The sequence below is a fragment of the Teredinibacter turnerae T7901 genome, assembly GCF_000023025.1.
Taxonomy (GTDB): domain Bacteria; phylum Pseudomonadota; class Gammaproteobacteria; order Pseudomonadales; family Cellvibrionaceae; genus Teredinibacter; species Teredinibacter turnerae_B.
Genome location: NC_012997.1, coordinates 3,650,491 through 3,674,334, shown reverse-complemented (window position 1 = coordinate 3,674,334; position 23,844 = coordinate 3,650,491). Strand labels below are relative to the sequence as shown.

The 23,844-nt window shown below is 48.8% G+C and carries 23 protein-coding genes and 1 other RNA gene; 13 read left to right on the top strand and 11 right to left on the bottom strand.

The window, feature by feature from the left end; all coding sequences use genetic code 11:
- Positions 1 to 3 precede the first annotated feature (3 nt).
- Together cbiB and cobD are read left to right on the top strand one after the other, a co-directional pair.
- Complete coding sequence (gene cbiB / locus TERTU_RS14715; protein WP_015819972.1) at positions 4 to 948, top strand: adenosylcobinamide-phosphate synthase CbiB; 945 nt, start codon at positions 4 to 6, stop codon at positions 946 to 948.
- Positions 945 to 1,964: a threonine-phosphate decarboxylase CobD gene (gene cobD, locus TERTU_RS14710; RefSeq protein WP_015818523.1), complete on the top strand. Its 1,020-nt coding sequence runs from the start codon at positions 945 to 947 to the stop codon at positions 1,962 to 1,964. Before cbiB ends, cobD begins: the two co-directional genes overlap by 4 nt.
- Here cobD and leuA read toward each other — a convergent pair.
- The gene (gene leuA, locus TERTU_RS14705) at positions 1,950 to 3,689 is read right to left on the bottom strand and encodes a 2-isopropylmalate synthase (protein WP_015818974.1); all 1,740 of its coding nucleotides are present in this window, start codon (positions 3,687 to 3,689) and stop codon (positions 1,950 to 1,952) included. The genes cobD and leuA overlap by 15 nt on opposite strands.
- A 266-nt stretch (positions 3,690 to 3,955) precedes the next feature.
- Here leuA and TERTU_RS14700 point away from each other — a divergent pair, with 266 nt between their 5' ends.
- The 3 genes from TERTU_RS14700 to TERTU_RS14690 all read left to right on the top strand — a co-directional run bounded on the left by TERTU_RS14700 (position 3,956) and on the right by TERTU_RS14690 (position 6,785).
- Positions 3,956 to 4,438, top strand: a complete 483-nt coding sequence (locus tag TERTU_RS14700) for an Lrp/AsnC family transcriptional regulator (protein WP_015817579.1) — start codon at positions 3,956 to 3,958, stop codon at positions 4,436 to 4,438.
- Between the two features lie 204 nt (positions 4,439 to 4,642).
- The gene (locus TERTU_RS14695) at positions 4,643 to 5,923 is read left to right on the top strand and encodes a putative DNA modification/repair radical SAM protein (protein WP_015820708.1); all 1,281 of its coding nucleotides are present in this window, start codon (positions 4,643 to 4,645) and stop codon (positions 5,921 to 5,923) included.
- Positions 5,924 to 5,933: 10 nt separating this feature from the next.
- A complete protein-coding gene (locus TERTU_RS14690; RefSeq protein WP_015816922.1) occupies positions 5,934 to 6,785 on the top strand; it encodes a TIGR03915 family putative DNA repair protein in 852 nt (283 codons plus the stop codon).
- A gap of 43 nt (positions 6,786 to 6,828) precedes the next feature.
- Here the strand turns inward: TERTU_RS14690 and TERTU_RS22040 are convergent, their stop codons facing one another.
- Positions 6,829 to 6,978, bottom strand: coding sequence for a hypothetical protein (locus TERTU_RS22040; RefSeq protein WP_187148797.1), 150 nt, complete (start codon positions 6,976 to 6,978; stop codon positions 6,829 to 6,831).
- Between the two features lie 149 nt (positions 6,979 to 7,127).
- Here TERTU_RS22040 and TERTU_RS14685 point away from each other — a divergent pair, with 149 nt between their 5' ends.
- Together TERTU_RS14685 and TERTU_RS14680 are read left to right on the top strand one after the other, a co-directional pair.
- Positions 7,128 to 10,811: a hypothetical protein gene (locus TERTU_RS14685; protein ID WP_015819953.1), complete on the top strand. Its 3,684-nt coding sequence runs from the start codon at positions 7,128 to 7,130 to the stop codon at positions 10,809 to 10,811.
- Between the two features lie 420 nt (positions 10,812 to 11,231).
- Positions 11,232 to 12,149: a LysR family transcriptional regulator gene (locus TERTU_RS14680; protein ID WP_015819819.1), complete on the top strand. Its 918-nt coding sequence runs from the start codon at positions 11,232 to 11,234 to the stop codon at positions 12,147 to 12,149.
- Here the strand turns inward: TERTU_RS14680 and TERTU_RS14675 are convergent.
- From TERTU_RS14675 to TERTU_RS14670, 3 genes are all read right to left on the bottom strand, one after another.
- Entirely contained in the window at positions 12,146 to 12,847 is a 702-nt protein-coding gene (locus TERTU_RS14675; RefSeq protein ID WP_015819133.1) for an MOSC domain-containing protein, read from the bottom strand. The two genes, TERTU_RS14680 and TERTU_RS14675, sit on opposite strands and share 4 nt — an antisense overlap.
- Positions 12,848 to 12,936: 89 nt before the next feature.
- Complete coding sequence (locus TERTU_RS21440; protein WP_018276708.1) at positions 12,937 to 13,149, bottom strand: rubredoxin; 213 nt, start codon at positions 13,147 to 13,149, stop codon at positions 12,937 to 12,939.
- A 105-nt stretch (positions 13,150 to 13,254) separates the two neighbouring features.
- Positions 13,255 to 13,983, bottom strand: coding sequence for a glutamine amidotransferase (locus TERTU_RS14670; RefSeq protein WP_015817936.1), 729 nt, complete (start codon positions 13,981 to 13,983; stop codon positions 13,255 to 13,257).
- A gap of 913 nt (positions 13,984 to 14,896) precedes the next feature.
- Between TERTU_RS14670 and TERTU_RS14665 the strand changes: the two genes are divergently transcribed.
- The gene (locus TERTU_RS14665; protein ID WP_012779333.1) at positions 14,897 to 15,883 is read left to right on the top strand and encodes an AurF N-oxygenase family protein; all 987 of its coding nucleotides are present in this window, start codon (positions 14,897 to 14,899) and stop codon (positions 15,881 to 15,883) included.
- A 330-nt stretch (positions 15,884 to 16,213) separates the two neighbouring features.
- Positions 16,214 to 17,554 carry a biotin synthase BioB gene (locus TERTU_RS14660; RefSeq protein ID WP_015817367.1) on the top strand — a complete coding sequence of 447 codons (1,341 nt, stop codon included), beginning with the start codon at positions 16,214 to 16,216 and terminating at the stop codon, positions 17,552 to 17,554.
- 392 nt (positions 17,555 to 17,946) lie between these two features.
- On the opposite strand, the gene TERTU_RS22485 is transcribed toward TERTU_RS14660, so the two are convergent.
- From TERTU_RS22485 to smpB, 5 genes are all read right to left on the bottom strand, one after another.
- On the bottom strand, positions 17,947 to 18,228 hold the full coding sequence (locus TERTU_RS22485; protein WP_041590263.1) for a TOTE conflict system archaeo-eukaryotic primase domain-containing protein: 282 nt from the start codon (positions 18,226 to 18,228) through the stop codon (positions 17,947 to 17,949).
- A complete protein-coding gene (locus TERTU_RS14650; protein ID WP_015820831.1) occupies positions 18,221 to 18,589 on the bottom strand; it encodes a helix-turn-helix domain-containing protein in 369 nt (122 codons plus the stop codon). The genes TERTU_RS22485 and TERTU_RS14650 overlap by 8 nt, the downstream gene beginning before the upstream one ends.
- A gap of 17 nt (positions 18,590 to 18,606) precedes the next feature.
- Positions 18,607 to 18,909 carry a type II toxin-antitoxin system HigB family toxin gene (locus tag TERTU_RS14645; protein WP_015819211.1) on the bottom strand — a complete coding sequence of 101 codons (303 nt, stop codon included), beginning with the start codon at positions 18,907 to 18,909 and terminating at the stop codon, positions 18,607 to 18,609.
- Between the two features lie 377 nt (positions 18,910 to 19,286).
- Positions 19,287 to 19,677, bottom strand: a transfer-messenger RNA (tmRNA) gene (gene ssrA / locus TERTU_RS21105).
- A 77-nt stretch (positions 19,678 to 19,754) separates the two neighbouring features.
- A complete protein-coding gene (gene smpB, locus TERTU_RS14635) occupies positions 19,755 to 20,231 on the bottom strand; it encodes an SsrA-binding protein SmpB (protein WP_015819682.1) in 477 nt (158 codons plus the stop codon).
- A gap of 306 nt (positions 20,232 to 20,537) precedes the next feature.
- Here smpB and TERTU_RS14630 point away from each other — a divergent pair, with 306 nt between their 5' ends.
- The 3 genes from TERTU_RS14630 to TERTU_RS14620 all read left to right on the top strand — a co-directional run bounded on the left by TERTU_RS14630 (position 20,538) and on the right by TERTU_RS14620 (position 22,732).
- The gene (locus TERTU_RS14630) at positions 20,538 to 21,902 is read left to right on the top strand and encodes a sodium-dependent transporter (protein WP_041590262.1); all 1,365 of its coding nucleotides are present in this window, start codon (positions 20,538 to 20,540) and stop codon (positions 21,900 to 21,902) included.
- The gene (locus tag TERTU_RS14625; protein WP_015817428.1) at positions 21,902 to 22,342 is read left to right on the top strand and encodes a type II toxin-antitoxin system RatA family toxin; all 441 of its coding nucleotides are present in this window, start codon (positions 21,902 to 21,904) and stop codon (positions 22,340 to 22,342) included. Before TERTU_RS14630 ends, TERTU_RS14625 begins: the two co-directional genes overlap by 1 nt.
- 66 nt (positions 22,343 to 22,408) lie before the next feature.
- On the top strand, positions 22,409 to 22,732 hold the full coding sequence (locus TERTU_RS14620; protein ID WP_015816978.1) for an RnfH family protein: 324 nt from the start codon (positions 22,409 to 22,411) through the stop codon (positions 22,730 to 22,732).
- Here TERTU_RS14620 and TERTU_RS14615 read toward each other — a convergent pair.
- Positions 22,729 to 23,199, bottom strand: a complete 471-nt coding sequence (locus TERTU_RS14615) for an outer membrane protein assembly factor BamE (RefSeq protein WP_015820979.1) — start codon at positions 23,197 to 23,199, stop codon at positions 22,729 to 22,731. The two genes, TERTU_RS14620 and TERTU_RS14615, sit on opposite strands and share 4 nt — an antisense overlap.
- An 83-nt stretch (positions 23,200 to 23,282) precedes the next feature.
- Here TERTU_RS14615 and fur point away from each other — a divergent pair, with 83 nt between their 5' ends.
- The gene (gene fur, locus TERTU_RS14610) at positions 23,283 to 23,696 is read left to right on the top strand and encodes a ferric iron uptake transcriptional regulator (RefSeq protein ID WP_015817415.1); all 414 of its coding nucleotides are present in this window, start codon (positions 23,283 to 23,285) and stop codon (positions 23,694 to 23,696) included.
- Positions 23,697 to 23,844: the final 148 nt, after the last annotated feature.

Here is a 23,844-nt window from a genome sequence, read left to right as displayed (position 1 = left end):
TTAATGGTTTCTCTTGCAATTTTACTGCTCGCCTGGTGGCTGGATACCCGTCTGGGTGAGCCTGCGCGGTTTCATCCGTTGGTGGGGTTTGGCAATTATGCAGCTTGGCTGGAACGCCAGCTACGGCGATTGCCGCTGGCGGCGCGTTGGCAGGGCATTATCGCGTTTTTACTGGCAATGCTGCCGGTGGTGCCGTTTGCGTTTGCCGCTGCGATATTTTCCGGCGGGTTCTATGTGCTGCTAGGCAGTCTGGTGGTCTATTTAGCGATGGCTTACCGGGCATTGCGCGAACACGCCTTACATGTTTACCGCGCACTTGAGGCCGAGGACCTGCCGCTGGCACGGCTGGAGATCGCAAAAATAGTCAGCCGCGAAACGGCTGAACTCAGTGAGGGCGAAGTCTGTACCGCTTGCATAGAATCCGTATTGGAAAATGGCAGCGACGCAATTTTTTCGGCATGGTTTTGGTGGCTGTTATTGGGGTTTCCCGGCGTTGTGCTATATCGGTTGGTTAACACACTCGATGCAATGTGGGGGTATAAAAATACCCGCTATCGCTATTTCGGTTGGGCGGCGGCGCGGGCGGACGACGTTATGAATTATTTACCCGCGCGTTCGGTTGCCTGGTGCTATTCACTTGCGGGCAACGCCAAGCAGGGTTTGCGCTGTTGGCGGGAGCAGGGGTACCGTTGGAAAAGCCCGAACGCTGGCCCGGTTATGGCTGCGGGTGCCGGCAGTTTAACCATCACGCTTGGCGGTGCTGCGCGCTATCATGGCGTAATGCAAACACGTATGACGCTAGGTGTGGGTGCTACGCCTGTTGCGCAGGACATTTTGCGCGCACTTAATCTAGTGCGCCTGGCGCTGTGGATTTGGCTGGCGCATGCGGTTGTCGTGTGCGTTGGAATATTTCTCTTATTTTCTTTAATTGAAAGAGGTTTCGTGTGAAGCCACTGCAAATACACCACGGCGGCAACCTGCTACAAGCGGCGGAATTCTGGTCGGTTCCACTTGCGGATTGGCTGGATCTGTCAACCGCCATCAGCCCTTTCAGTTATCCTCTCGCAAGTCCACCGTCAGCGGTATGGCAACAATTGCCCTATTTGAATCCGGAATTTGTTAAGGCGGCGTGCAGTTATTACGGGTGTAAATGCTTATTGCCGGTCGCGGGCAGCCAGCAGGCTATTGAATTATTGCCGGGCCTGTTAAAGGCCGAACGTGTGGTGGTACCTGCGCTGGGATATTCTGAGCACGAGATTCAGTGGCAAGCGGCGGGAGCAACCTTGTGCCGCTACCACGATATTCATCAGTTGGAAGCACTTATTACGCAAGGTGAATTGCAGGTTGCGGTGGTAATTAACCCGAATAATCCGACAGGCGATGTTTTTCCTCGCGAAAGAATGCTCAGGTTGGCCGCGCTTGCCGCGGCCCATAATACACGTCTGATTGTCGACGAGGCTTTTGCCGATGCGACGCCGGAAATCAGCCTGGCAGGCAGCTGCCTGGAAAACGTCATCGTGTTGCGGTCGCTCGGTAAATTTTTTGGCCTTGCCGGGGTGCGGGTTGGTTTTATCGTCGCTGCAGAGTCACTGTTGTCCCAATGGGCTGATGCGGTCGGCCCCTGGGAAATTACCGGCCCCAGCCAGTGGGCTGCGCAACAGGCCCTGCAAGATAGCCGCTGGCAGGCCGAGCAGCGACAACGGTTACAGCAGGCGTCCGCGCAATTATCGCAACTTTTGCAAACGCGATTTCCCCAGACGACCGTGGTAAAGCAACCCCTTTTTTGTAGCCTGTATTTACCACAAACAACCGGACCTGCGATTTTTGAACAGCTGGCCCGCAGGGGGATTCTGGTTCGCCTGTTTACACCGTCACACGCGTACAGCCTGGTGCGCTTTGGCATGCTCGCTTCATCCTCAGCCTTTGCGCGCTTGGCCGAGGCATTAGCGTCATGCCGTTTTTGACCTATCGTCGGGTACCATAGCTGCGCTGTTAGAGGTAGCGTTGTTTGCGTTTATATCGAGACCGTTGCTGCGCGCGCGGTTGAGTGCACAAGCCAATGCTTTAATGGCCGCGGTGCTGATATTGCCATCGCGACCGACTCCAAACACCGTGTGATTGCCGAGCTTCACTTCCATGTAGCACATCGCTGCGCTATTGGAACCTGCGCCTACGGCGTGCTCGTGATAATCGACTACAAACAGTGGCTGGCCACAATGGTCCATAAATGCCTGCGCTGCTGCATCCACCGGACCGTTACCGCTGCCAGACAATACTGCGCGCTCGCCTGATTCGGCGTTGCACACACTAACCTCAATATTCACACAGTCGGCATCGCTGTCACGGTATTTACAGCCTTGTACCTGCAGAGGTATTTGTGCTTCCAAATATTCGTGTTTAAACAGCGCGACAATATCCGCACTGGAGACTTCTTTACCGGTGTTATCGCTGACGGTTTGCACAATGCGGCTGAATTCCATTTGCAGCTTGCGGGGCAATTCAAAACCTTCCGCTTGTTGCAGTAAATAACTTACGCCGCCTTTGCCAGACTGCGAGTTGACCCGCACCACCGCATCGTAGCTGCGGTTTACGTCCGCTGGGTCGATGGGCAAGTACGGCACTTGCCAAAACCCTGTGGTTGATTGCACAGCAAAGCCCTTTTTAATCGCATCCTGATGCGAACCGGAAAATGCGGTATAGACCAACTCGCCCGCATACGGATGGCGAGGGTGAACCGGCAATTGGTTGCACTCTTCCACCAGGCGCTTTACCCGGTCGATATCGGAAAAATCCAGCGCGGGGTGAATACCTTGGGAATACAGGTTAAGTGCGAGTGTTACCAGGTCGACATTGCCGGTGCGCTCGCCATTGCCGAACAGACAACCTTCCACCCGGTCTGCCCCGGCCATAATCGCAAGCTCGGCTGCCGCAACAGCGGTGCCGCGATCATTGTGCGGGTGCACACTTAAAATAATATTTTCCCGTTGCGCCAGGTTGCGGTGCATCCATTCTATTTGGTCTGCATAGGTGTTGGGCGTGCTCATTTCCACCGTTGCCGGTAAATTTAAAATGACTTTTTCATGCGCAGCCGGGCTCCATGCGGCAACCACGGCATCGCACACGTCTTTGGCAAATTCAATTTCGGTGGAAGAGAAACACTCGGGCGAATATTGATAGGTCCACTGGGTTTCCGGTTGTGCTGCACAACGGGCCTTGCAAATTGTCGTGGCGTCCACCGCGATGCGCTTTACCCCAGCGCGGTCTGTGTTGTACACGATACGGCGAAACTGCGGTGACAGCGGATTGTACACATGCAGAATCACCTGTTTTGCGCCCTTCACGCTGGCGATGGTTTTTTCGATCAAATCTTCGCGCGCCTGCGTTAATACCTCGATTGTCACATCGTCGGGAATGCGGCTTTCCTCAATTAATTTACGCACGAAATTAAAATCAGTTTCAGACGCCGATGGAAAGCCAACTTCAATTTCCTTAAAACCGATGGCGACTAGCTCCTCGAAAAACCGCAGCTTGGTGGCAATGCTCATTGGGTCGATCAGCGATTGGTTGCCGTCACGCAAATCGGTACTCATCCAAATTGGTGGCTTGGTAATCTGGGCATTTGGCCACTGCCGGTCGCGCAATGGCACCGGGCTAAAACGCGGGTATTTGCTGGCTGGGTCGCTGATCATAAGTCGCTTCTCTCCAAAAGGTGTATTTTCTAAACGCCTACAATTGGAACCGGTGTGTGGGTATAAACCGTAAAGCAGCGGGCGCCTTGTGGACGCGCGGTGTTTTTCCCTGGGGCGCGGGTAGCGTCAGCAGGCGTTTAGATGGGGTAAAGATTACAGGAGGAGGAGAGACAGCCGATTGCTAAAATTGCGCTTTTAGTGGTTTTTAAAGGTTGAATATAGCTAAAATAGTCATAAAATTGATATAAAATGCTCATCTATAGTAAATGTTGGCTATTTATATGACGATAGACCGCTTTGATCGACTGATTTTGAACGAATTGCAGCGCAACGGCCGTGTTTCCAATCAGGAGCTGGCCGATGCCATTAGCCTTTCTCCTTCGCCCTGCCTGCGCCGCACCCGCGCGCTGGAAGAGTCGGGATTGATCGATGGCTACGTGGCACTGCTGAATGCCCGCAAGCTCGGCCTGACGCTGATGGCGTTTATTCAGATCAGTATGGACCGCCACACCCCGGATCGGTTTGCCCACTTCGAGCAGGCCGTCGAGCGTTGCCCGGAGGTTCTGGAATGCCATCTCATCACCGGCCAATCCGCCGATTATTTGTTAAAAGTCATAGTGAAAGATATGGATGCCTACCAACAGTTTTTACTGCAAACACTGACCCGCATCGACGGAGTAAGTGGTGTGCACTCCTCCTTCGTGATGAAATCACCAGTGCGCAAAACCGCATTACCACTGGATTTGTGAAGCAAGGCCTGTTTAAACGCGGTGAGTTGCGCAAGACCGCTCGAATTTGCAAGCGAAGCCTGCCGGACCTAAACCGAGTGCATGTGCCAGTCTTCTGGCGATTGAGACGGTGGTCTGCGACTTGTCGATTGGTTGCCCGCCAGGAGTTGTGTGTTTGAGTGAGAGTTCTGTATATTAATACAGTTTCCTCATTCGGACGGCTCGATGAATTTACCGACCAAACTTAGTGTACTAGCCGATGCGGCAAAGTACGATGCTTCCTGTGCGAGTAGTGGCTCCGTTAAACGTAATTCGGTTGGAGGTAAAGGCATTGGCTCCACGTCTGGCGGTATGGGCATCTGTCACAGTTATGCGCCCGATGGTCGCTGTATATCGCTGCTCAAAATTCTGCTCACAAACTTTTGTATTTACGAATGCAGCTATTGCGTGAATCGCGCATCCAGCTCTGTGAAACGCGCGCGTTTTAGCGTTGACGAGGTGGTGAACCTGACGCTGGATTTTTACAAACGCAATTATATTGAAGGCTTGTTTTTAAGCTCTGGCATTATCCAATCGTCTGATTACACTATGGAGCAGTTAGTCAATGTTGCGCGCACGTTGCGCAAGGTTCACGACTTTAGAGGGTATATCCATCTTAAAACCATCCCTGATGCGAGCCCTGAGTTATTGCAGGAAGCGGGGCTCTATGCGGACCGTCTCAGTATTAATATAGAGCTACCGTCCAAGCAAGCGTTAACGCTTTACGCACCGGAGAAAAACCCGGCAGCCATACATCGCTCAATGGGGCAGTTGCGCCACCATATTGATGAATCAAAAGAAAGCCGACAACAGGCCAGCAAAATTATTTCTTCCACCAAGCGGAAACCGAGTAAACCTTCGCGCTTTATTTATTCTCCTGCGGGGCAGAGTACGCAAATGATCGTGGGTGCGGATGCATCTTCGGACAGTAAAATACTCACGCTATCCAATTACTTATATGGCAAATACCAAATGCGACGGGTGTACTATTCTGCGTTTAGTCCAATTCCGGATGCGGCACAAATGTTACCTGCGAAAGCGCCTCCACTGGTGCGCGAACACCGGCTTTATCAGGCGGATTGGTTATTGCGGTTTTACGGTTTTACCGTCGACGAAATCAGCCAACCCAATGATGAGCGCGCTGGCATGCTCGATTTGGATATCGATCCAAAATTATCCTGGGCGATTCGCAACCGGGATTTTTTTCCGGTGAATATAAACCGCGCACCGAAAGAAACGCTGTTGCGGGTTCCTGGCATTGGTGCCATTGGTGCAAAAAAAGTGATGCAGTCTCGTCAGTTCAGGCGTTTGCGGTTTGGCGACCTTGCCAAGTGCGGGCTTTCGGTAAAAAAGGTCGCGCCGTTTATTGAAGCAGTAGATTACAGGCCTGACGCGAGACTGCTGGAGAGCGAGCATCTTAAAACCCACTTCGTGGAACGCTCTTCTCCGCAGATGGCGCTTTTCTGAGTATAAAAACGTGTACTGCATCGAAGTCACTTGTTTTGAACACTGGCGAACAGTGGCTCGCGCGCTGCTACAACGCCATGTAGACCCTTCCTCTGTCGCCTGGCAGCGAGACGACCAGCCTTCGCTGTTGGCTGCGTTTAGCGAAGACTATGAAGCCTTGCCTGTGCTTACTCCGAGCTTGTCAGTATCGCAAGAATTTTTACAGCTTGCAGAAAGTGTCGCCTGTTGCCGGGACGATGCTCGGTGGTCATTGCTGCACCGCGTTGTATGGCGGTTGATTTTTGAAGACAAGCGATTACTCGATGATCGTCTTGATACTGATGTCGCTCGATTACTGGCAATGCATAAGGCGGTATCGCGTAACATACATAAAATGAAAGCGTTTGTTCGCTTTCGCAAGCTGGAAATTCCGCACGAATACTATGTCGCCTGGTTCGAACCGGAACATTTAATTGTTCCCCGCACCGCGCCGTTTTTTATCAAACGGTTTAATTCCATGCACTGGTCTATCTGCACGCCCGACTGCTGCGTCCATTGGGATACAGCGCAGCTGGTGTTTTCCCCGGGGTTGCCCCAGGCACCACAAATAAGCGATAAAGTTGAAGAGCTGTGGTGCCAGTACTACGCCAGTATTTTCAACCCCGCTCGTCTCAAACTGCAGGCCATGCAAAGTGAAATGCCAAAAAAATACTGGAAAAACCTGCCGGAAGCTCCGTTAATAACCCAACTCACCCGCAGCGCCAGTGCTCGGACGACAACGATGCTGTCTAACACCAGAAAAAATGGCTGGTCGAAAACTGAAAACTCGCAGTTTATAAGGGAAAAGCAGGCAGCACTGCGCGCGGCCAGACGAGACACTTGACCTCCTACTTTTATTGCACGAGGTCAAGTATCTAGAAAAGTGGCTACGGCGAGGTAATGGAGTCGAGGTGGCCATTGATGTTCAGCCGGAATACCCCGGCGTGATCTGGGTTCGCCGTTGTTGCGGTGATGTGGTTGTCGGGCTCTTCAGCCGCGTGAGTTGACGTATCAAGCCGCTCATTTTTATCTCTCAATAGTCAAGCGGTATCATTTATAAGCGGCCTCTTTTCGGCAATATCTAATTTCATACAGAAATTGATTCTTGCCTGTTAATTTGAGATGGGAAACCTGTTAACGTTTGGTTTTAAACGACTAAATGACAACAACAGCGGAAGTGAAATGTATGAAATTTGACCGATTTGTGGGGTTGGCGACGTTAGGGCTCTTCTTGGCTGCCTGTGGCGGCAATGGAGGATCGGATTCCTCGTCCAAACTTATAGAAGATTGGGCGGATAAAGTTGCCGAAGACCCATCAACTCAGACGAGTACTGAACTAAAAGACGCCTACTGGGGGTATGCTCAGGCGCTCTATTCTGGGAGCACTGCCGATGCCGATACGAATCCACAAAATGTGCAGGCTGCGTCGCGTTATCTGTTGAGTGACTCCAGTTTGGATGTGGCCTCATTGCTCAATTACATCATTTATAGCGCGCTTGATCCCTATTTTGAAAGTACGGTATCAGCACCTCAATTGAGTCACACGAAACCGCTCGTAGAGTTAGTGGTCTCCGCCCTGGCTAAGCAGAAAAAGGTGAATAATAAGGGACAGCAGAAAGCATCCAGTGACGCTTTTCCTTGTTATTTTTCTGGCAGCGTGTCTGTTGATGGCAATCTGGATGATAACGGTACGGGAACCGTGTCTATCGAATTTTCGAGTTGCATGGAGTTTTACGGCACGGCAGACGGCAGTGCCGTTGTTCGCATCGATGTCATGGAGCAAGATGAGTACTCCTCAACGTTCTACTACAACAAGGTCAATCTCAATATTGAAGACGTCGAACATTGGGAAGTAACAGGCTATTCCAGTGAAAATTATTCGTTGCTGCGAGATGAGTCCGACGTAGGGCTGCTGCTCACTAACCTGTATTCGGGTGAACAGTATCTTGAAAATATTGAGCGCACTGTCGTAGTTGACAGTTATGGTTACGCTTCTCGAGCCTTAATGACTGGGGATATCAGTATTGGATCTATTGGGAAGCTGAGTATTGCTACTTATTTTCAAGCAAGCGATGAACAGACAGATGCATATACGTCTTTTGAGTTCGACGGTTCGGGAAGTAGCATCGCAACGCTCGAGGTAGGTGTTGACCGTGTTAAATTCCTACTCGATGCAGATGGTAACGGAGAGGCGGAAAATGGGCTCCTATATGAAGACTTGTACGATTTTTATGTATCGGATTTGAGTAATGTGCAATTGGTGCCTATAGCACAGCTCTCGTTTTCCCCAAGAGTATATGGTGTTTGGGTAAGCGGATCATCGAATCTTTCTACCCTCGACTCAATAGTCGTCGATGGAGATTATTACGATCCGGATACGCCACACAGTGAACTTGAAGCTCATTACGAGTGGACTTTAAATGGTGAGGTCTTAACACAATTCACGTCCGACACTTTGCCCCCGGGTACGGCCGTATATGGTGACAGCTTACAAGTGAGGCTCGCTGTCTTCGACGGCTACAACACAGGTTACAGTGAACCTTTGGATATTGAACTAGTGGACTCTCCGTTAGAGGTAACCTTATCTGACGTGCCTGAATGGGTTGCAGCGGGAGAACAGGTTAGCTTTTCGGTGGTGCTTTATGACGCCGATACCCGCGATACCACGCAGTTACAACCGATACTTGCCTATGGGCCGGAAGGCACGGATATTACTTCTGACGGCGCTGTTGAATGGACCGCAGCGGCGCAGCTGTTTAACAGCACTAAAGTACATTTTGGCTTTATGCTTGAAGACGGCGGGGAGGTGACTGATGTTGTAGTCAATGTAAGAAGTGCCGACGCTGCTATGCCCATCGCGCGTTCTGGAATCGAGGTTCCCTATTCAGACAGATCAACGCATGTTGGAAATTTTCTGGTTGCTGATGGTATGGAAATCATTACTACAGACAATAAACAGCGTCTTTTTGCATTAAAGACCGATGAAGATTCTGGTGTTTACCAGGCCTGGATGTATCCATACAGTATTTCCGAAAGTAGTGGTGACAATATCGTACAGGTAGCGCTTGCGAACTTGGATGATGATGAGAGCAGTGAGATTTTGGTTGCGACTCCCGACGGTCTGTATGTGATATGGGACGAGTATTCGCTGGCAACACGTATACTGACCATGGCAGATGGAAGTGATTCTATTATGGGATTCGCAGTTGCAGATGCTGATAACAATGGCGGAGTTGAAATTGCGTTGCTATCCGGTGGCTGGTCCGGTGCACGAAAACTTACCGTCTACAGCCTGCTCGAAACTGCAACAGAAGTGTTTGATGTAACCTTGTCCGATACTACGGAAGAAATTATTTTTAGTAATGTGGATGCTGATCCAGCGTTAGAGCTTATCACCAATGACGGTTTTGTTTATGACGGTGCGACATGGCAAAATCAGTGGTTTTATGGCGCAGGATTTGGACGTGAATTTGTGGCCGCAGGTGATATAAATGGTGATGGACTGGAAGAAATTATTGGCGGCAGCAGTTGGGGCGACATCAAGGTGTATTCTCTAGCTACTAAGCAGACGATTGCGACCTTGGAAAACTTTAATACCTGCTCTCTACTTGCCGAAAATGTGGATAATGATAGCGCCGATGAATTGCTGGTTGGTGATTGCCAATGGGGCAATATTTCTGCTTACAGTGAGGTTAATGGTAATCTGATCTCAGAGTGGAGCATAAATACGCAGGGGCATGGTGCCAAAGGTATCGCCGTGGGGGACATCGATAGTGATGATGAAATGGAAGTTATGTGGGGGACGGGGCAGGGCTCTAGTGGGGCTGATCATTTTGTAATTGTAGATGTGCTCCCTCAGCCAGTGATCAAGGGAGCGGACTCTGATCTCGCTCAATTGGATTCTTTCATGACTGCTGGTTGGGCCAACATCACACCGGATGAGCACAAAGCGGTATTTATCGTTCCCACAACCAATAGTGATTATGACGGGCAGCGCCTGGTGTATATGGACGAAAATGGTCGCTACACTGTATCGCAGCAAATTTCAGACAACTGGCAGGGTGGCCGCTTTGGTGTGATAACGGATTTTGATAAAAACGGTTACGACGATATATTTCTCGCTACCGCAGAATTGTATGATGGCGGATTCAAAGCAATGGATCTTGAAACGTTGAGCGTGGCCTGGGAGGTAAGCGGTGGTAACAATGTTGGTCTTGTTGATGCCTTTGATGTAGATGGCGATAGCTACATGGACGCTGTTTATCTTGACGGGACAACCATACGTTTTGTGAACATATACGATGAGGTGCTACTGGGAAGTGTTACGGCCGATAGCTCAGTTAACGATATAGCGTTGACTAAAACTGGGGACGGTACGACCTATCTTGCAATTGCCTCCTCGACAGAATTAAGTTTCTATAGTTCAGATGGAACAGGTTTTACTTTTTTGTCTAAGACGACGTCCAACGGTTGCATGCGTATAGGTTTTTATGATGCTACGGATACGCCAACTTTAGTTTGCTCGGCGCGTTCTGGCTCCAGCTTTTACGCTGAAAACACCGATATTATTTCTTATTCCATAGTGGATGGTTCTTTTAGTGAGATCTCGCGATTTGAGGTAAACGGTGAGATTACTGACTTTGTACTGAATCAAAGCGCAGGAACGCTGCTCGCAGGTGTTGCGGAGGAAACAGGGGAGGGATATTATGAAACCTATTATATGGCAGAATATTCGCTAGCAAATAAAGCGATTCTCTGGTCGAGCAGCCCTTTGCTTGGTCGGGTTCAGTTTCGCAGTATCAAGTATGTGTCGGACGCAAACTCAAAGTTGATGTTTTCTACGCAACATGCAATGTATCTACTTCAATAGAGAGGCAATTCTAGCGATAGACTTGCTGTTTTTCCTACTCTACGGACGCTAATACTCTTCGCTTATTAACGTTTGGAAAACCCCGTTTGCAATGCAGCCGGGGTTTTTTTTATGCGCGTTAAACCGTGATTGGCGTTGACTCGGCTCAATACTTATTCGAGTGACATTTTCCCAGCACTCGCCGATTAATAGAAAGAGCCCATTACTGAAACCACCCCTGGTTTCCAGGCCACTAACAAACGCTCAGGTTTGATCGCGGCAGTACTATTCTTTCGATGTGGTGACTAAATCCTCCAGAGTAAAAACTGACAGATTTAGGTGCTCTCGGATCGCGACAGTGCGACAACAGGTGGTTTATAATCTACCAGCTGTTGGGTGAGTGGAATCTATACAAAACAATTTAAATGAATCGCGGCCTATATGGATATCAAACAACTCCGGTACCTGGTTGGCATCGCAGATGAACAACACGTAGGGCGCGCAGCCGAAAGGCTGCATGTCACTCAACCCGCCTTGTCGCAGCAACTACGCAAGCTGGAAGAGGAAATCGGCTCCCCTTTGTTTGAGCGCCATCACAGAGGGATGCGGCTCACTATAGCTGGCCAGGTCATGCTGAAGCACGCCAGACAAATTCTCGCGCAGATGGAGGACGCTCGCAATGAGATTGATTCTCTCGCGGATACGGGTGAATGTCTGGTTCACATCGGTACCATTCAAAGCATGAATTTCCACCTTATCCCCACCGCTATTTCCAGGCTACAGGAGAGTGAGCCCAATATTCATGTCAGGGTTGCGGAACTCTCAGGCAGCCAACTCGAAGACAGTGTAGCCAAAGAAAAACTCGATTTCGGTATCGGCTTTTTGCCCACTATTCGTGAAGATCTGGTTACCGAACAACTCTTCAGTGAAAACTTTTATCTGGCTGTTCACAGGTCTCATCCGTTGGCCGAGCAGGAAGTGGTTGATTTCAAGCAGCTGCATGGCCTCTCCATGGCGTTGTTGACCGATCGTTATATCTCAAGACGACTCTTCGATACGGCGGCATTGAGGGCTTCCATACGACCTAAAATAAAAGTTGAGACGAACACGACAGCCAGCCTGCTGCTTATTGCCTGTGTATCGCAGTTGGCCGTGGTGTTACCGAGAGCGGCTATACCAGAATGGATCCAGAGTAAGGTTGCCATGATCACCCTGAAAAACCCGACACTTCAGCGCTCGGTGGGGCTTATTTGGGGGAAAAACAACGTGCTCACCCACCAGGCGTTATCGCTTGCAGCCAGCATCCGCGATTGCTTTGTAGAGGATGCCTTCTGCCTTGGCTCAAAGAACACCACTTAAACTGATTCTCGCGTTGTTTCATCGAATTCCCCATAGAGCCGTCGTCTGTCATCAACCTCCGCGCCTTCGAGACGTTTTTTAAGCGTGGCACGCAGCGATGTCGCAATTGACTTGAGCGCCAGTAGCTGATTAATCAGCTGCGGATCAATCTCCTTCCCGTAGAGTATGCGGTTGACATCTAAAATACTAACTCTAGTTTCCTCGCCGTGGTGCCACACAATTTCATCACCAGCTTGTAGCTGGCCTGGCTCCAAGCAACGGAGATAGCAACCCGTGTACCCTGTTTGCTGGAAATAGTGAGCGAGTTTTGGTTCTCTATGTACAGCTGAAATTTTGTAGCAAGGCCGTCGTGGCTGGCTTACTTGAAGCTTGGTCGTACCGATACATAAAATATCGCCTATGCAGAGCTCTCTATCATCAACCCCTGAGACCAGCAAGTTCTCGCCAAACGCGGGGCGGGGAAGACTTAGCGCTAATTGCTTTTCGATATTGTTATACTCCTCACTCGCAAACAGGCAAAGCGCCTTGTCAGGGCCCCCGTGGTGTACCTGGTCGGCCTGGAAGTCATCGGTGATACCACTCACAGTTATAGCCACTTTCCCCGCCACTCGCGTTTTGAAGATCGCGGTTTCAAAACGCTTTCCATTTCCACGCCACTGGGCCACTTTGCCGCTATAGACACCAACTACCTTTGTCATGAGGAGCCCCCGATATTGCAATCAATACGCTTTCTTTCTTTTGTGTGTTCTGTGGACCCGCTTAGCAGGGACAGTTGGGTATTGGGGCGCTAGATTGCATCCGTTTCCGCGTTCGAAGCCGCGCGCTTGCTGCCAAATTGTTTGAGCATACTCTTTTCTAGCAGGCACTCGGGGCAGAGCCAGTCGTCGGGAAGTTCGTCATAGGATGTTCCTGGACGGATTCCGCTACCAGGATCGCCCTCCGATTCGTTGTATATGTACCCACACATGACACAGACATAAGTTTTTGATCGTTTAGACATAACGAGTTGAACTCCATTTGCATTCAGATCGTTGTACTTCACTTGTGAAATCACGTCTTTTCTATGAAATTGACTGCCTGCCCGTGAGAATAGACGTAGCAATTCCTAAGCATCTATCGCCTCGGCTGGCGTCGATACTTGATCCAGCCAGCTGAGCCAAATTTCACCGGCAACATGCTCGAGCTTACCTGCGTACTTCGCGCTGTCACTGCGTAGTTGGCTGACGCTCGTTCCGCGTGTTTGAGAAATTTCTGTTGCGTGCCCTATATACCACCGCTCCATATTTAGCTCAGTAACCTCTGGGTGGAATTGCAGGGCTAAACAATTGTTGCGCCACCGAAATGCTTGATTGGGATAACGCTCACTTGCGGCTAGGTGGACAGCGCCATCGGGTATATCGAACGTATCTCCATGCCAATGGAGAACCGGAACATTCTGTATTTCAAAGGGTGCGAGTAAAGAACGCTTGCCGGCCTCGGTGAGACTTAAAGGAAACCATCCGATCTCTTTTTCTCCGCCGGGATAGACCTTTGCACCTAACGCTCGAGCCATGAGCTGAGCGCCAAGGCAAATCCCAAGAGTCGGTCTGTCTCTATGAAGGCGGCTTTGTAGAATTGAAAGCTCTGTCTTTAAAAAAGGGTAGTCTGCGTCTTCGTACGCACCTATTGGCCCGCCAAGTATGATCAAAAGATCCGGGTCATCAGCGAGGATTTTATTGAATTCGCAAAGGCCTGCTTCATAGTAGCTAACGGTATAGTTTAAGCGCGATAGTGCGTCCGCAAGCGTACCCAGATCTTCAAAAGCCAAGTGACGAATTATGGCGGCCTGTTTCATTGAATTTGTCCTTTGTAAATAGCAGTTTTTACGCTTGACTGTAATGTAAAGTAATTACTAGCACGGCGATAAAATAGGTGATGCCATCTATTTTATCGCGCCCTTGAAATATCGACGGTTAATTTTAAATTTCAAGTATTTCAACGAGTTATATCGCCCTTCGGGCACATTGAGTGCTAATCTTTCTGTGCTGGGTATTATCGACCTTATTTGGTTAAGATTTCCAATAATTAAACTCTTTCAGAAGAATAACTATGCCTTATGGCCATTTGCTTCGTGGCGCTTAAATGGTGTCAAAGGTTGTTAATGGTTGCGAGCGGACAAATCTGTCTCTGTTTTAGTCGGTTTTTTTCGGTGTGAACCGTTGCTCATTCCTGCAGTAAATAATAATTTCGAACTCTGGTGAAAATTTTTAGATAATTAAATAGTTATTTAAAATCAATGCGATAAATTTCTTTTTAAGAAAAATAAGAAAACCTTATTTCTGAAAAAACAAATAACTATTGGAATCAACGTCATCTGTAGCGTTATACCTTACGCCGCACATCGCGGATCTTAAAAGAACAGCGTGGATTAAATCAATAAAATCATTGTCCTCGGTTTTTTTAAGGGGCCTACTCATAGCGCAAATTGACCAGCCAATTAAAATACAAATTAGATGTCACTATTAAGGTGGTACACGTTTTCCGTGATCTGCGGAGAAGCTGATATTTTAATAATAATTTTCGCTCATATAAAACGCTAAGCGATGTGGCAGGTTGTTGTACATTCGTTCAAGGTTGCGGGGCGCGCGAACATGCAAGAAAATTTACGCTCCAAGCGTCAAAATACCACATTGTATCGCAGCTAAGATTTAGCTGCGATAGCAGTGATTGAATCAGTATTAACAGACCAAAAAATGGAGAGTTGTAAAATGAATATGCCAAAAACAAGTTCAAACGATTATGACGATTCAGTAGGTGAGGTATCTGACAATCAAAGCTTTGAAGTGCTTGAACAACTCGCTGAACACTGGGAGTTACGTGCTGGCGTAAAAAAGAAAGAGTTGAATCCGGAAATAACATTTGACGCGCATGCGCCTGATTTTTTACCTGAGCTTTTACCGTTTCACAATCATGACCTCTTTTTGTCTGCCGATAGCCAGGCGAAGTCTAAAGCACTTTCATGCGGTTGGGTCGCTTACAACGAAAAAACAATCGATATTGAGTCGTATATTGTATCGCCTTCCTGTCTCGATATCCTTTACGGAAGACTGCCGCAAACACAAAACAGCATCATAAAATGGACTGCAAGTGAAACCTTAACCGACGAGGCCTATCATGTTTTACTTGTTACCAACACCTGTCGAATTACTCGCCAGCGACGTGGGCTTGAAACCCTTAAGCTGCCAACCTTTGATCTCGTGCGATTTATGCAGCGTGAAATGGCTATGGTGGATGAGGAGTGGAAAAAACGGTTGATAAATCTGGCTACAGCTACCGTGTCTGAGGTCTTTGTCAGTGATTACCTGTCATTGATAGCCGACGCTGAGCACATTCAACCGATCAATAGGCTAACGACAGATGTTCATCGCAAGGATGAAATGGCGCATAGCAGTATTTTTAAACATCTCATGAAGGTTATCTATCCATACTTAACCCAAAAGGAACAGGATTATCTGGCTGAGATACTTCCAAAACCTGTTAGTTGGTTTGCCAGTCAAGAACTTGATGTCTGGGAGAGCATGCTGAGTCAGATCAGGTTTCCGAATTACCAGGAAATGATAGCGGATTGCCGATCCGAGCATATAGTTAACCTCGGGCGCATTGACTACTCAGGATTAACAACCCTCGCTGATGAGCTGGGAATTTTACGCTCCCAGCGTGGACAGGATAGCTTTGGTGAAGCCGGCCTGCAGTAGCAAGCTGGTGAGAAAACCTACATGGGGTATGCGCTCCCCTGCGTGCGGTCCACAAAAATTGTTGGCCTATGAAGTGTTGTGATGCGCATGCTCCCGCGACTGTCAATCAAAAAAGTTACACTCTGAGATCTCTGAAGACGAGCTATTCAATAATAATCTGTTTCATTCTGCGCTTTAGCGGCAAAAAAGGTTATTGGAGTCTTTCAAAACCGTTAGTAGTGTTGTCGCCTCGTGTTTCTTTGGTCATTTCAATGCTCAGCTTGGCAGTCATAATTTTTATTTTTTATCGTCACTCAATCACATACGGATCTTTTATACCGGAGAAACTTGATGACTACACTTAACGATCTAGTGCGTAAAATACAGACGCTTGCAGAGGAGATATACCCACCCGACCTTTCTGCCGCTTATAGCGAGTTGGAAAACAGTCTTAACGACACCAGAAATGCCATCAAAATCGCGAAAAAAATCAAAGAACTCAAGCAAACATACAAAACGAAAGCATACAGTATCGACTGGTCGGACTTTTTTGAGAGAATTACCCAGGATTTTAAAAATGGTTCCAGCATTTCTATCGAAGACATTATAAAACTGGAGTATGCCCCAGAGGATCAAGCCGATAACGTTATCGAATTGCTCAATGTAGTGGCAGCCAATCGCGCAACGGAGAACAACGAGGCGATTCGCGTTTGTCAGTCCATATACGCGTTCACAACGTGCTTGACACCGTGCAACTACGGTACGTACGGGTCTTGCATTTTTGTACCGAAAGATAATGAAGAGACAAGTGTGGCTGAGCGGATACTTGGAAATATAAACACAGTGGACGAGTTTGTTGATGCGATTAAAAACAAATCTTATTCTAACAATCGCAAACTTATCACCACATCTCGTACAATCACTAGCCACCAATTTCGTGTGATTCTGAACACCATAAGAGAGATTCGTGCGAGCGACGACCCACACTGCCGTGATCTTCCCATGTGCGTGTCGCTTGGATCTTTGAATGAAGATCATATTATTCAGCTTAAGGATGCCGGGGCCACTAGAATTAATCACAATCTCGAAACCTCCTATTTCAATTCTTTGTATTTATCTGCAATGTCTCAGATGGAGGATGAACAGAAACCGAAGAAAAAAACATTAGATAATGAACACAAGCGCAGGTTGTCCACGCTACTAACTGGACTGAAGAATGACATCGGCTTTTGCTCCGGTGGTATGCTTTTCTATGGTGACGATGAGATGGTTGAAGACAGGATACTGCTTTACCTCACATATCGAGAGCTCGACAAAATAAAGGGGGGTAACTCATCCCCGTTTAATGTTTACGTTCCGCTTGATGAAATCGTTGAAAAATCCAGTGAATGGTTCAGCACCTTTGAACTACCCGTCATTGAGCGAAAGGCTCAAGTTGATCGATATAGCATTCTTAAAACCTTATTGTCGTTTAGTTTAATTGTCTCAAGTCAGCACAAAATCATTGTTAGTGCAGGATCAAAATGGCTAGGAGACGAATACTACGCACTTGCGGTTAAGCTCTCGGGCGGCGCTGGTTTAGCCAATTACCTCCAGCAAATAGATTCCGAAACCACTAAGAATGTTGTGGATAAGTTGACTCGCGAGAAATTTGCAAGCAGCTCACCAGCGGCAATACCGAATCAAATGTAACAAGGGTATTGGAGTCTCATTTCTAGCAGGGAAGCTTATAAATTCGTTATAGGGATTTGAACTGGCGTCCTTATATGGCCTCGATTCAAGTTCGATGGGGACTTGAACTTAATTTCTACCTGAAACGCCCTAAGATAAGCGACGCTGAACCCGGGCCATCTTGCTCATCCAAAAAACGAACGGTATCTTCGTTCGACATGTAGCTATGCTTTCACTTCGTCTTGCCAACTTTCTTTATCGAAAATCGGCAGCTGGCATAACGCAGGTGTGAACCTTAAGAAGCGAAGTGCGTAAAGGCCAATAATCTGTTGTCCAGACACCTGGTGATAAATAACTTGATCGTTGAATTCACTAACCTGGCAATGAAGCTAATCCTGATACCTCATACGTGGTTAATTGCAGATTCGATTTACCCACTTGCTGCAAGCAACGGAGTAGTCACTTCGTGCTTGCTGATTTTTCCAACGGTTAGCGAAAATATCAGTTCTGCCTCTAAACAATCCTCTGAAAATGGCAATCTTTTGTTCTGGTGAATATAGGGGCGAGTCAGATGTATTTGATGGGGGCTTTAGAAGTTGTTCTCTGAGAGCTAGAAGTTGCTTTTTCTCCTGTTCAAGCGCAACAAGCCGAGAGTCAATCTCGGCAATGCTTTGGAAACTTTCATGTTTAAGCATGTGCTTGTGGTGGTTTGATCAGAGACTCAGCTGGAATACCCAAGCCCTCATGCAGCTTCCAGATCATTTTTAGCGTGAGCGAGCGTTTGTGATTGAGAATCTCATAGACTCGATTACTCTTACCAATCATGGGCTCAAGGTCTTTTACGGTTAAACCTTTACGTTCCATCTCAAACTTAATGGCTTCAACAGGGTCAGGCAGTTCCATAGGGAAATGCTTGGCCTCATAAGCTTCGATAAGCGTGACCATGACATCCAGCTTTTCGCCTTCAGGTGTGTCAGGGCCAGCCATCATTAGGCTTTCAATTTCTTTTAATGCCGCTCGGTAGTCGGAATCAGTTTTAATCGGTTTGATGTCCATGGTAGTTCCTCCGGCAATTAAATAGTTTGTACATCAATTTTGTCGTACTGCGCATGGGTGCCTATGAATCGGATGTACATCACACGATAGGCATCGTTGGTCCAGACGACCAGTCGGTACTTGTTGCCTGCAATATTAAAAACCGCACGTCCATCTTTAAGAATGCTAGCATTTCTGAAGTCCTGCTTTACATCAGCTGGTGCGCACCAGTCAGCCGCTAATGCATGTCGATACCAAGCAAGCGTAGGCTCTTTCGCATCCATGTACTCTGGGTTTTCTTCCCAGAAAGTTTTCAGTGTCGATAGGGCAATGATTCTCATATAGTTAACAATAGTCCCAAAATGGGACTTGCTCAACTAAAATATACTGGAGAATCAATATGAATGAATACCAAGCACTTATGACGCAAAGGCAAAGAGAGCTATGTAATAGGTGGCAAGTAAGCGAGGCGACACCGGAGCGATGGCGATCTGAGGGCATTGGCCCAATTTACGTGAAACTGGGCGGCCAGGTCAGGTACAGGCGAGAAGATGTGCTGGAGTATGAGGCCAGTTGCTTGAGAAGGAGTACGTTTGAAGCTGTTTAAGGGTTGGATAGTACGCAATTGCCCGCATCAGTCCTAATTTCCTGATAGTAAAGTTGCGGGTTAATAAATAGCCCTAATGGCTGGTGAGGGCTCATTAGGGCTATTTACAAGTGGTGGAGGCGGGGGGATTTGAACCCCCGTCCGTCAGCTCTCCATCCGCGGCTCTACATGCTTAGTTTCCGTTTATTGTTTTGACCCATCCTCAGCCCAACGGTCAGGACGTGGCGGGCGAGTTCGCTATTAGTTTTGCAATGTTGCCGCGATCTTAACAACACAGCTATCCAGTTCTATTTGACAGTCGTTAGCGCGGTACTGGCACCTTGCTAAAAACCGCTAGCGGCGCACCGCTAGAGATGCTTCACAGGCTACTTACGCAGCGAGTTGGGCACCGTAGTTGTCATCATTGGCAACTGTAAAGTTACAGCTTTTGATTTACGTGATTGGCTGCCATCACGGCATGCACCTTGGGCTTTGACACCGGCGTCGAATCCTAATCGCCCCCAAAGAGTTCTTCCTGCATTTCGCGGGAAGCAAAGTAGTATATAACAAAGTGGGGGATATCCCCAGAGTTTCAAGCGGTTAGCGCTGGTTGGTTTGCAAAATGCGCTGTTTCTGCTTGTTCCAGTCCCGTTCTTTTTCCGTTTGGCGCTTATCGTGGAGTTGCTTGCCCTTAGCCGTGGCGATTTCGCATTTCACCAAGTGGTGTTTCCAGTAAAGGGCTGTGGCAACCACCGTGTGGCCTTTTTGCTCGGTCGCTTCTTTGAGTTTGGTCAGCTCTTTGCGGTGGAGTAGAAGCTTGCGGGTGCGGGTTGGATCGGTCACAAAGTGGGTCGATGCTTGCGGGAGCGGTTGGATCTGAGCACCCAACAGCCAGGCTTCGCCGTTTTTGAAGATCACGTACGAGTCCGTCAGTTGGCCTTTCCCTGCACGCAGGGCTTTGACCTCCCAGCCTGCGAGGGAAACACCTGCCTCGAAGCGCTCTTCGATAAAGTAGTCGTGTCGCGCTTTTTTGTTTAGTGCGATGGTATTGCTGTTTTGCGTTTTCTTCTTAGCCATGGCGCGGGATTATAGGGTTTAGATCGTGGTTGAGCCAGCGGAACCGTAAAGGCTTTTGTGGTTCGGTATTGATCAAAATGGTGGGGGCACTTGCGCCAATCACAAGTAATTTTGTTGTTTTTGGCGCCGATAGGCGTGTGCCTTGCATCAGAATTCCCAGCGAAAGCTGCCCTGGATCAACCGCTGCGACTGGCTAGTGCCTCTGTCGTCTTAAGTTTGGGGGAGTTTCCGGCTACAATCGAGCGTTCTGCGGCCGTAAAGAGCCGCGTGTGCGCGGCACATAGATTAAACATTTGGGGGCATTTAATGGACCAACGGAAGATGCACGGCGTGTGGGGCAATCGCTGGACGTTTATTCTCGCGGCGACCGGGTCGGCGGTAGGGCTGGGTAACATCTGGAAATTTCCTTACATCACCGGTGAGAACGGTGGTGGCGCTTTTGTGTTGGTTTACTTGGTTTGTATCGCTTTGGTTGGCATTCCGGTAATGATGGCGGAGGTGCTGATTGGGCGTCGCGGGCGTATGAGCCCCATCAACTCAATGCGCTATGTTACGCGCGAAGCTGGCCTCCACGGTGCTTGGACAGCGATCGGCTGGATGGGAGTAGTTGCTGGCCTGATGATTATGGCGTTTTACAGTGTGGTTGCTGGGTGGGCTCTGAATTATGTGTTGCTGGCGGCAACAGGTCAGCTGTCCTCCCTGAGTGGCGCCGCCGCTGGTGAACTGTTTGGCGGCTTTCTCGGGGACACTAATCGGCTGCTGGTATTTCACTCGTTGTTTTCGCTGCTGACGTTTGCTGTTGTTGCTGCGGGAGTCACCAGGGGGCTTGGCATGGTCGCACGAATTCTGATGCCGTTCCTGTTTGCAGTGCTCTTGGTCTTGCTGGTGTATGGCGTGGTGGAAGGCAACTTCTCGGCGGCGTTCGGATTCTTGTTTGACTTCAAGTTCGATAAGCTGAGCATGAGTGGAGTTCTAGTGGCACTTGGGCATGCCTTCTTCACCCTGAGCCTGGGTATGGGCGCCATCATGGCTTACGGCGCGTATATGCCTGAACACGCTAATGTGAGCCGCACAATTATTACGGTCGGGGTTTTAGACACTGCCGTCGCTTTAATTGCCGGGCTGGCCATTTTCCCAGTGGTGTTCGCCAATCCTGGGATGGAGCCTGGTTCTGGCCCAGGGTTAATGTTTGTCAGTCTACCCGTCGCATTTGGTAGTATGCCGGCCGGGGAGATCTTCGCCACGCTGTTTTTCCTGCTGGTGGCCGTTGCTGCCTGGAGTTCAGCGGTTTCGTTAATCGAGCCCGGTGCGGCCTGGCTTGTGGAAACGGGTAAGCTAAAGCGGGCGCCCGCAACATTTTTGCTCACGCTGGTCGCTTGGTGCGGAGGCGTTGGTTGTGTGCTCTCCAACAACTGGCTAGGCGACAACCCCGATGGGTTGCATATTTTTGAATCGCTGGATTTTTTAACGTCACAGATTATGTTGCCGCTGGGCGGTTTGTTCATCGCAATTTTTGTGGGGTGGCTTATGCGGCGTGCCATTGTTGTTTCCGAAATGGATGCCGAAGAGCATCCATTATTCGATATCTGGCTGTTTATAGTGCGTTTCGTTTCGCCTGCGCTTGTCGCGGTGGTGATGATCGCAAGTTTGTACGATAAGTTGGTTAGTTAATGGCAAAACGAATAGAACGCTCAGCGCTGGTCAATTTCTCGGCAGAGCAAATGTTTACGTTGGTGAATGATTTTGAGTCTTACCCCCAATATATGAGTGGTTGCGTGGCCGCGGAGCCTATTGACCGTGGTGAGGATTGGCTGGAGGCTCGCTTAACGTTGGAAAAAGCCGGTATTCGACAGTCGTTTATCACGCACAATACCTTGCGCCCTCCACATTCTATGGCGTTGCGCCTGGTGGAGGGGCCTTTTAAGCGGATGGACGGCGAATGGACGTTTACTCCGCTTGGCGATGATGCCTGCAAAGTCAATTTCTGGCTGGAGTTTGAATTCAGCAATCGGATCGTTGGGTTTGCTGCAGGCAAGTTGTTCGAGCAGGTGGCTACCGAACAGGTGAACGCCCTCTGCCGGAGAGCGAAGCAGGTATACAGCAAAAACTGAGTGAATGTGGAGCCTGCGCAGATAGACAGGCAGGATAGTTTAATCAGGTAAGAAGAGGGTGGTAGTTTGACCGATATTGAACCCATTTCGGTAGAAGTGGCATACGCACGTGCAGATAAGCAGCAAATTATTGCACTTCTGGTAGACCCGGGTACGACTGCGTTTGTTGCCGCGGAAAAGTCTGGAATTGTGCGGGTATTTCCTGAGATAGACCTGGAGGCGGCCAACTTTGGTATTTTCGGGCAGGCACTTGGTACCAAGGGGCTAAAGCCTGCAAAGGAGCATGTTTTGAACCCGGGAGATCGTGTGGAGATATATCGCCCGCTTATTGCAGACCCGAAAGAAGCGCGCCGCAAGCGCGCGGAGAAGGCGAAATCGGCAGAGGGTTAACCCTCTGCCGTATCGTTTTTCTCAGATACTGCTTTTTCTTTTGTTCCTGAGGTTTTCTCTTCTTTCTTGCTCTCTTTGTCTACTTCTGCAGCGGCATCGTTAAATTCTTTCGCTTCTTCTTCCTGCTTAGCCGCGCGTGTTTGATAATCGCCTTCCCAGCTTGCTAGCAACCCCTCGTTGAAATGCACTGTGAAGTGATATTCCTTAAAAACTTTGTCGCCGCGTTTATACTCAAAGTAGTAATCCCAGCGATCGGGATGAAAGGTGTCGGTGACCATCGGGGTGCCCATAATGTAGCGCACTTGTTCTGGTGTCATTCCTACTTCCAGCTGTTCTATCATGTCTTCTTCGAGATAGTTTCCCTGCTGAATGTAAATTTTGTATGCCCAGGGGAATTGAAGCTTGGAGCAGCCGGTAAAAGCGAGGACAGCGGCCGCGAGGAGCGCTGCTTTCAGAACAAATTGCATGCCAGGGGTTCCCGAAAATCAATAGGGCGGTGATAATACCCGATCTTTCAATCACCTGAGAAGCCCCAAACAGGAGCAACTGAATGGCTGTAGAAAATCAGGAATTGCGGAAAGCAGGCCTAAAGGTGACCTTGCCACGGGTTAAGATTCTGCAAATTCTCGAAAATTCCCCAGAACGCCATCTAAGCGCAGAAGATGTGTATAAGATGCTGATGGAAGCGGGAGAAGACGTGGGTTTGGCCACAGTTTATCGCGTATTGACTCAATTCGAAGGCGCAGGCCTGGTGGAGCGACACAATTTTGATGGTGGTCACTCTGTATTTGAACTCGATCGCGGCGACCACCACGACCATATGGTCTGTGTGGAATCAGGGAAAGTTATCGAGTTTCACAACGAGAAAATCGAACAATTACAAAAAGAAATCGCCGAAGATCACGGATACGATATTACCGGCCATAGCCTGGTGCTATACGTTAAACCTCATAAAGAGCAGTAATTACTGCTCTTTCTCCTTTCTCTTTAGTAAATATCGAACTTATTACATATCGAACCACTCGGGTTTCACACCGAAAGTCCTGCTGGAAAATGCTATTAAAGCCGTCTTTTGCGGTTCTCGCGGAAGCGCGTAATCACCAACTCCCGCT

Coding starts and splice junctions, on each gene's coding strand:
- TERTU_RS14615 (WP_015820979.1), bottom strand. CDS start 23,199: ATGCAATTTGTTCTGAAAGCAGCGCTCCTCGCGGCCGCTGTCCTCGCT.
- TERTU_RS14625 (WP_015817428.1), top strand. CDS start 21,902: ATGGCAAAACGAATAGAACGCTCAGCGCTGGTCAATTTCTCGGCAGAG.
- leuA (WP_015818974.1), bottom strand. CDS start 3,689: ATGATCAGCGACCCAGCCAGCAAATACCCGCGTTTTAGCCCGGTGCCA.
- TERTU_RS14695 (WP_015820708.1), top strand. CDS start 4,643: ATGAATTTACCGACCAAACTTAGTGTACTAGCCGATGCGGCAAAGTAC.
- fur (WP_015817415.1), top strand. CDS start 23,283: ATGGCTGTAGAAAATCAGGAATTGCGGAAAGCAGGCCTAAAGGTGACC.
- TERTU_RS14670 (WP_015817936.1), bottom strand. CDS start 13,983: ATGAAACAGGCCGCCATAATTCGTCACTTGGCTTTTGAAGATCTGGGT.
- TERTU_RS14700 (WP_015817579.1), top strand. CDS start 3,956: ATGTTGGCTATTTATATGACGATAGACCGCTTTGATCGACTGATTTTG.
- smpB (WP_015819682.1), bottom strand. CDS start 20,231: ATGGCTAAGAAGAAAACGCAAAACAGCAATACCATCGCACTAAACAAA.
- TERTU_RS14650 (WP_015820831.1), bottom strand. CDS start 18,589: ATGGACATCAAACCGATTAAAACTGATTCCGACTACCGAGCGGCATTA.
- TERTU_RS14675 (WP_015819133.1), bottom strand. CDS start 12,847: ATGACAAAGGTAGTTGGTGTCTATAGCGGCAAAGTGGCCCAGTGGCGT.
- TERTU_RS14660 (WP_015817367.1), top strand. CDS start 16,214: ATGACTACACTTAACGATCTAGTGCGTAAAATACAGACGCTTGCAGAG.
- TERTU_RS14645 (WP_015819211.1), bottom strand. CDS start 18,909: ATGAGAATCATTGCCCTATCGACACTGAAAACTTTCTGGGAAGAAAAC.
- cbiB (WP_015819972.1), top strand. CDS start 4: ATGGTTTCTCTTGCAATTTTACTGCTCGCCTGGTGGCTGGATACCCGT.
- TERTU_RS14630 (WP_041590262.1), top strand. CDS start 20,538: ATGGACCAACGGAAGATGCACGGCGTGTGGGGCAATCGCTGGACGTTT.
- TERTU_RS22485 (WP_041590263.1), bottom strand. CDS start 18,228: ATGCTTAAACATGAAAGTTTCCAAAGCATTGCCGAGATTGACTCTCGG.
- TERTU_RS21440 (WP_018276708.1), bottom strand. CDS start 13,149: ATGTCTAAACGATCAAAAACTTATGTCTGTGTCATGTGTGGGTACATA.
- TERTU_RS14680 (WP_015819819.1), top strand. CDS start 11,232: ATGGATATCAAACAACTCCGGTACCTGGTTGGCATCGCAGATGAACAA.
- TERTU_RS14665 (WP_012779333.1), top strand. CDS start 14,897: ATGAATATGCCAAAAACAAGTTCAAACGATTATGACGATTCAGTAGGT.
- TERTU_RS14685 (WP_015819953.1), top strand. CDS start 7,128: ATGAAATTTGACCGATTTGTGGGGTTGGCGACGTTAGGGCTCTTCTTG.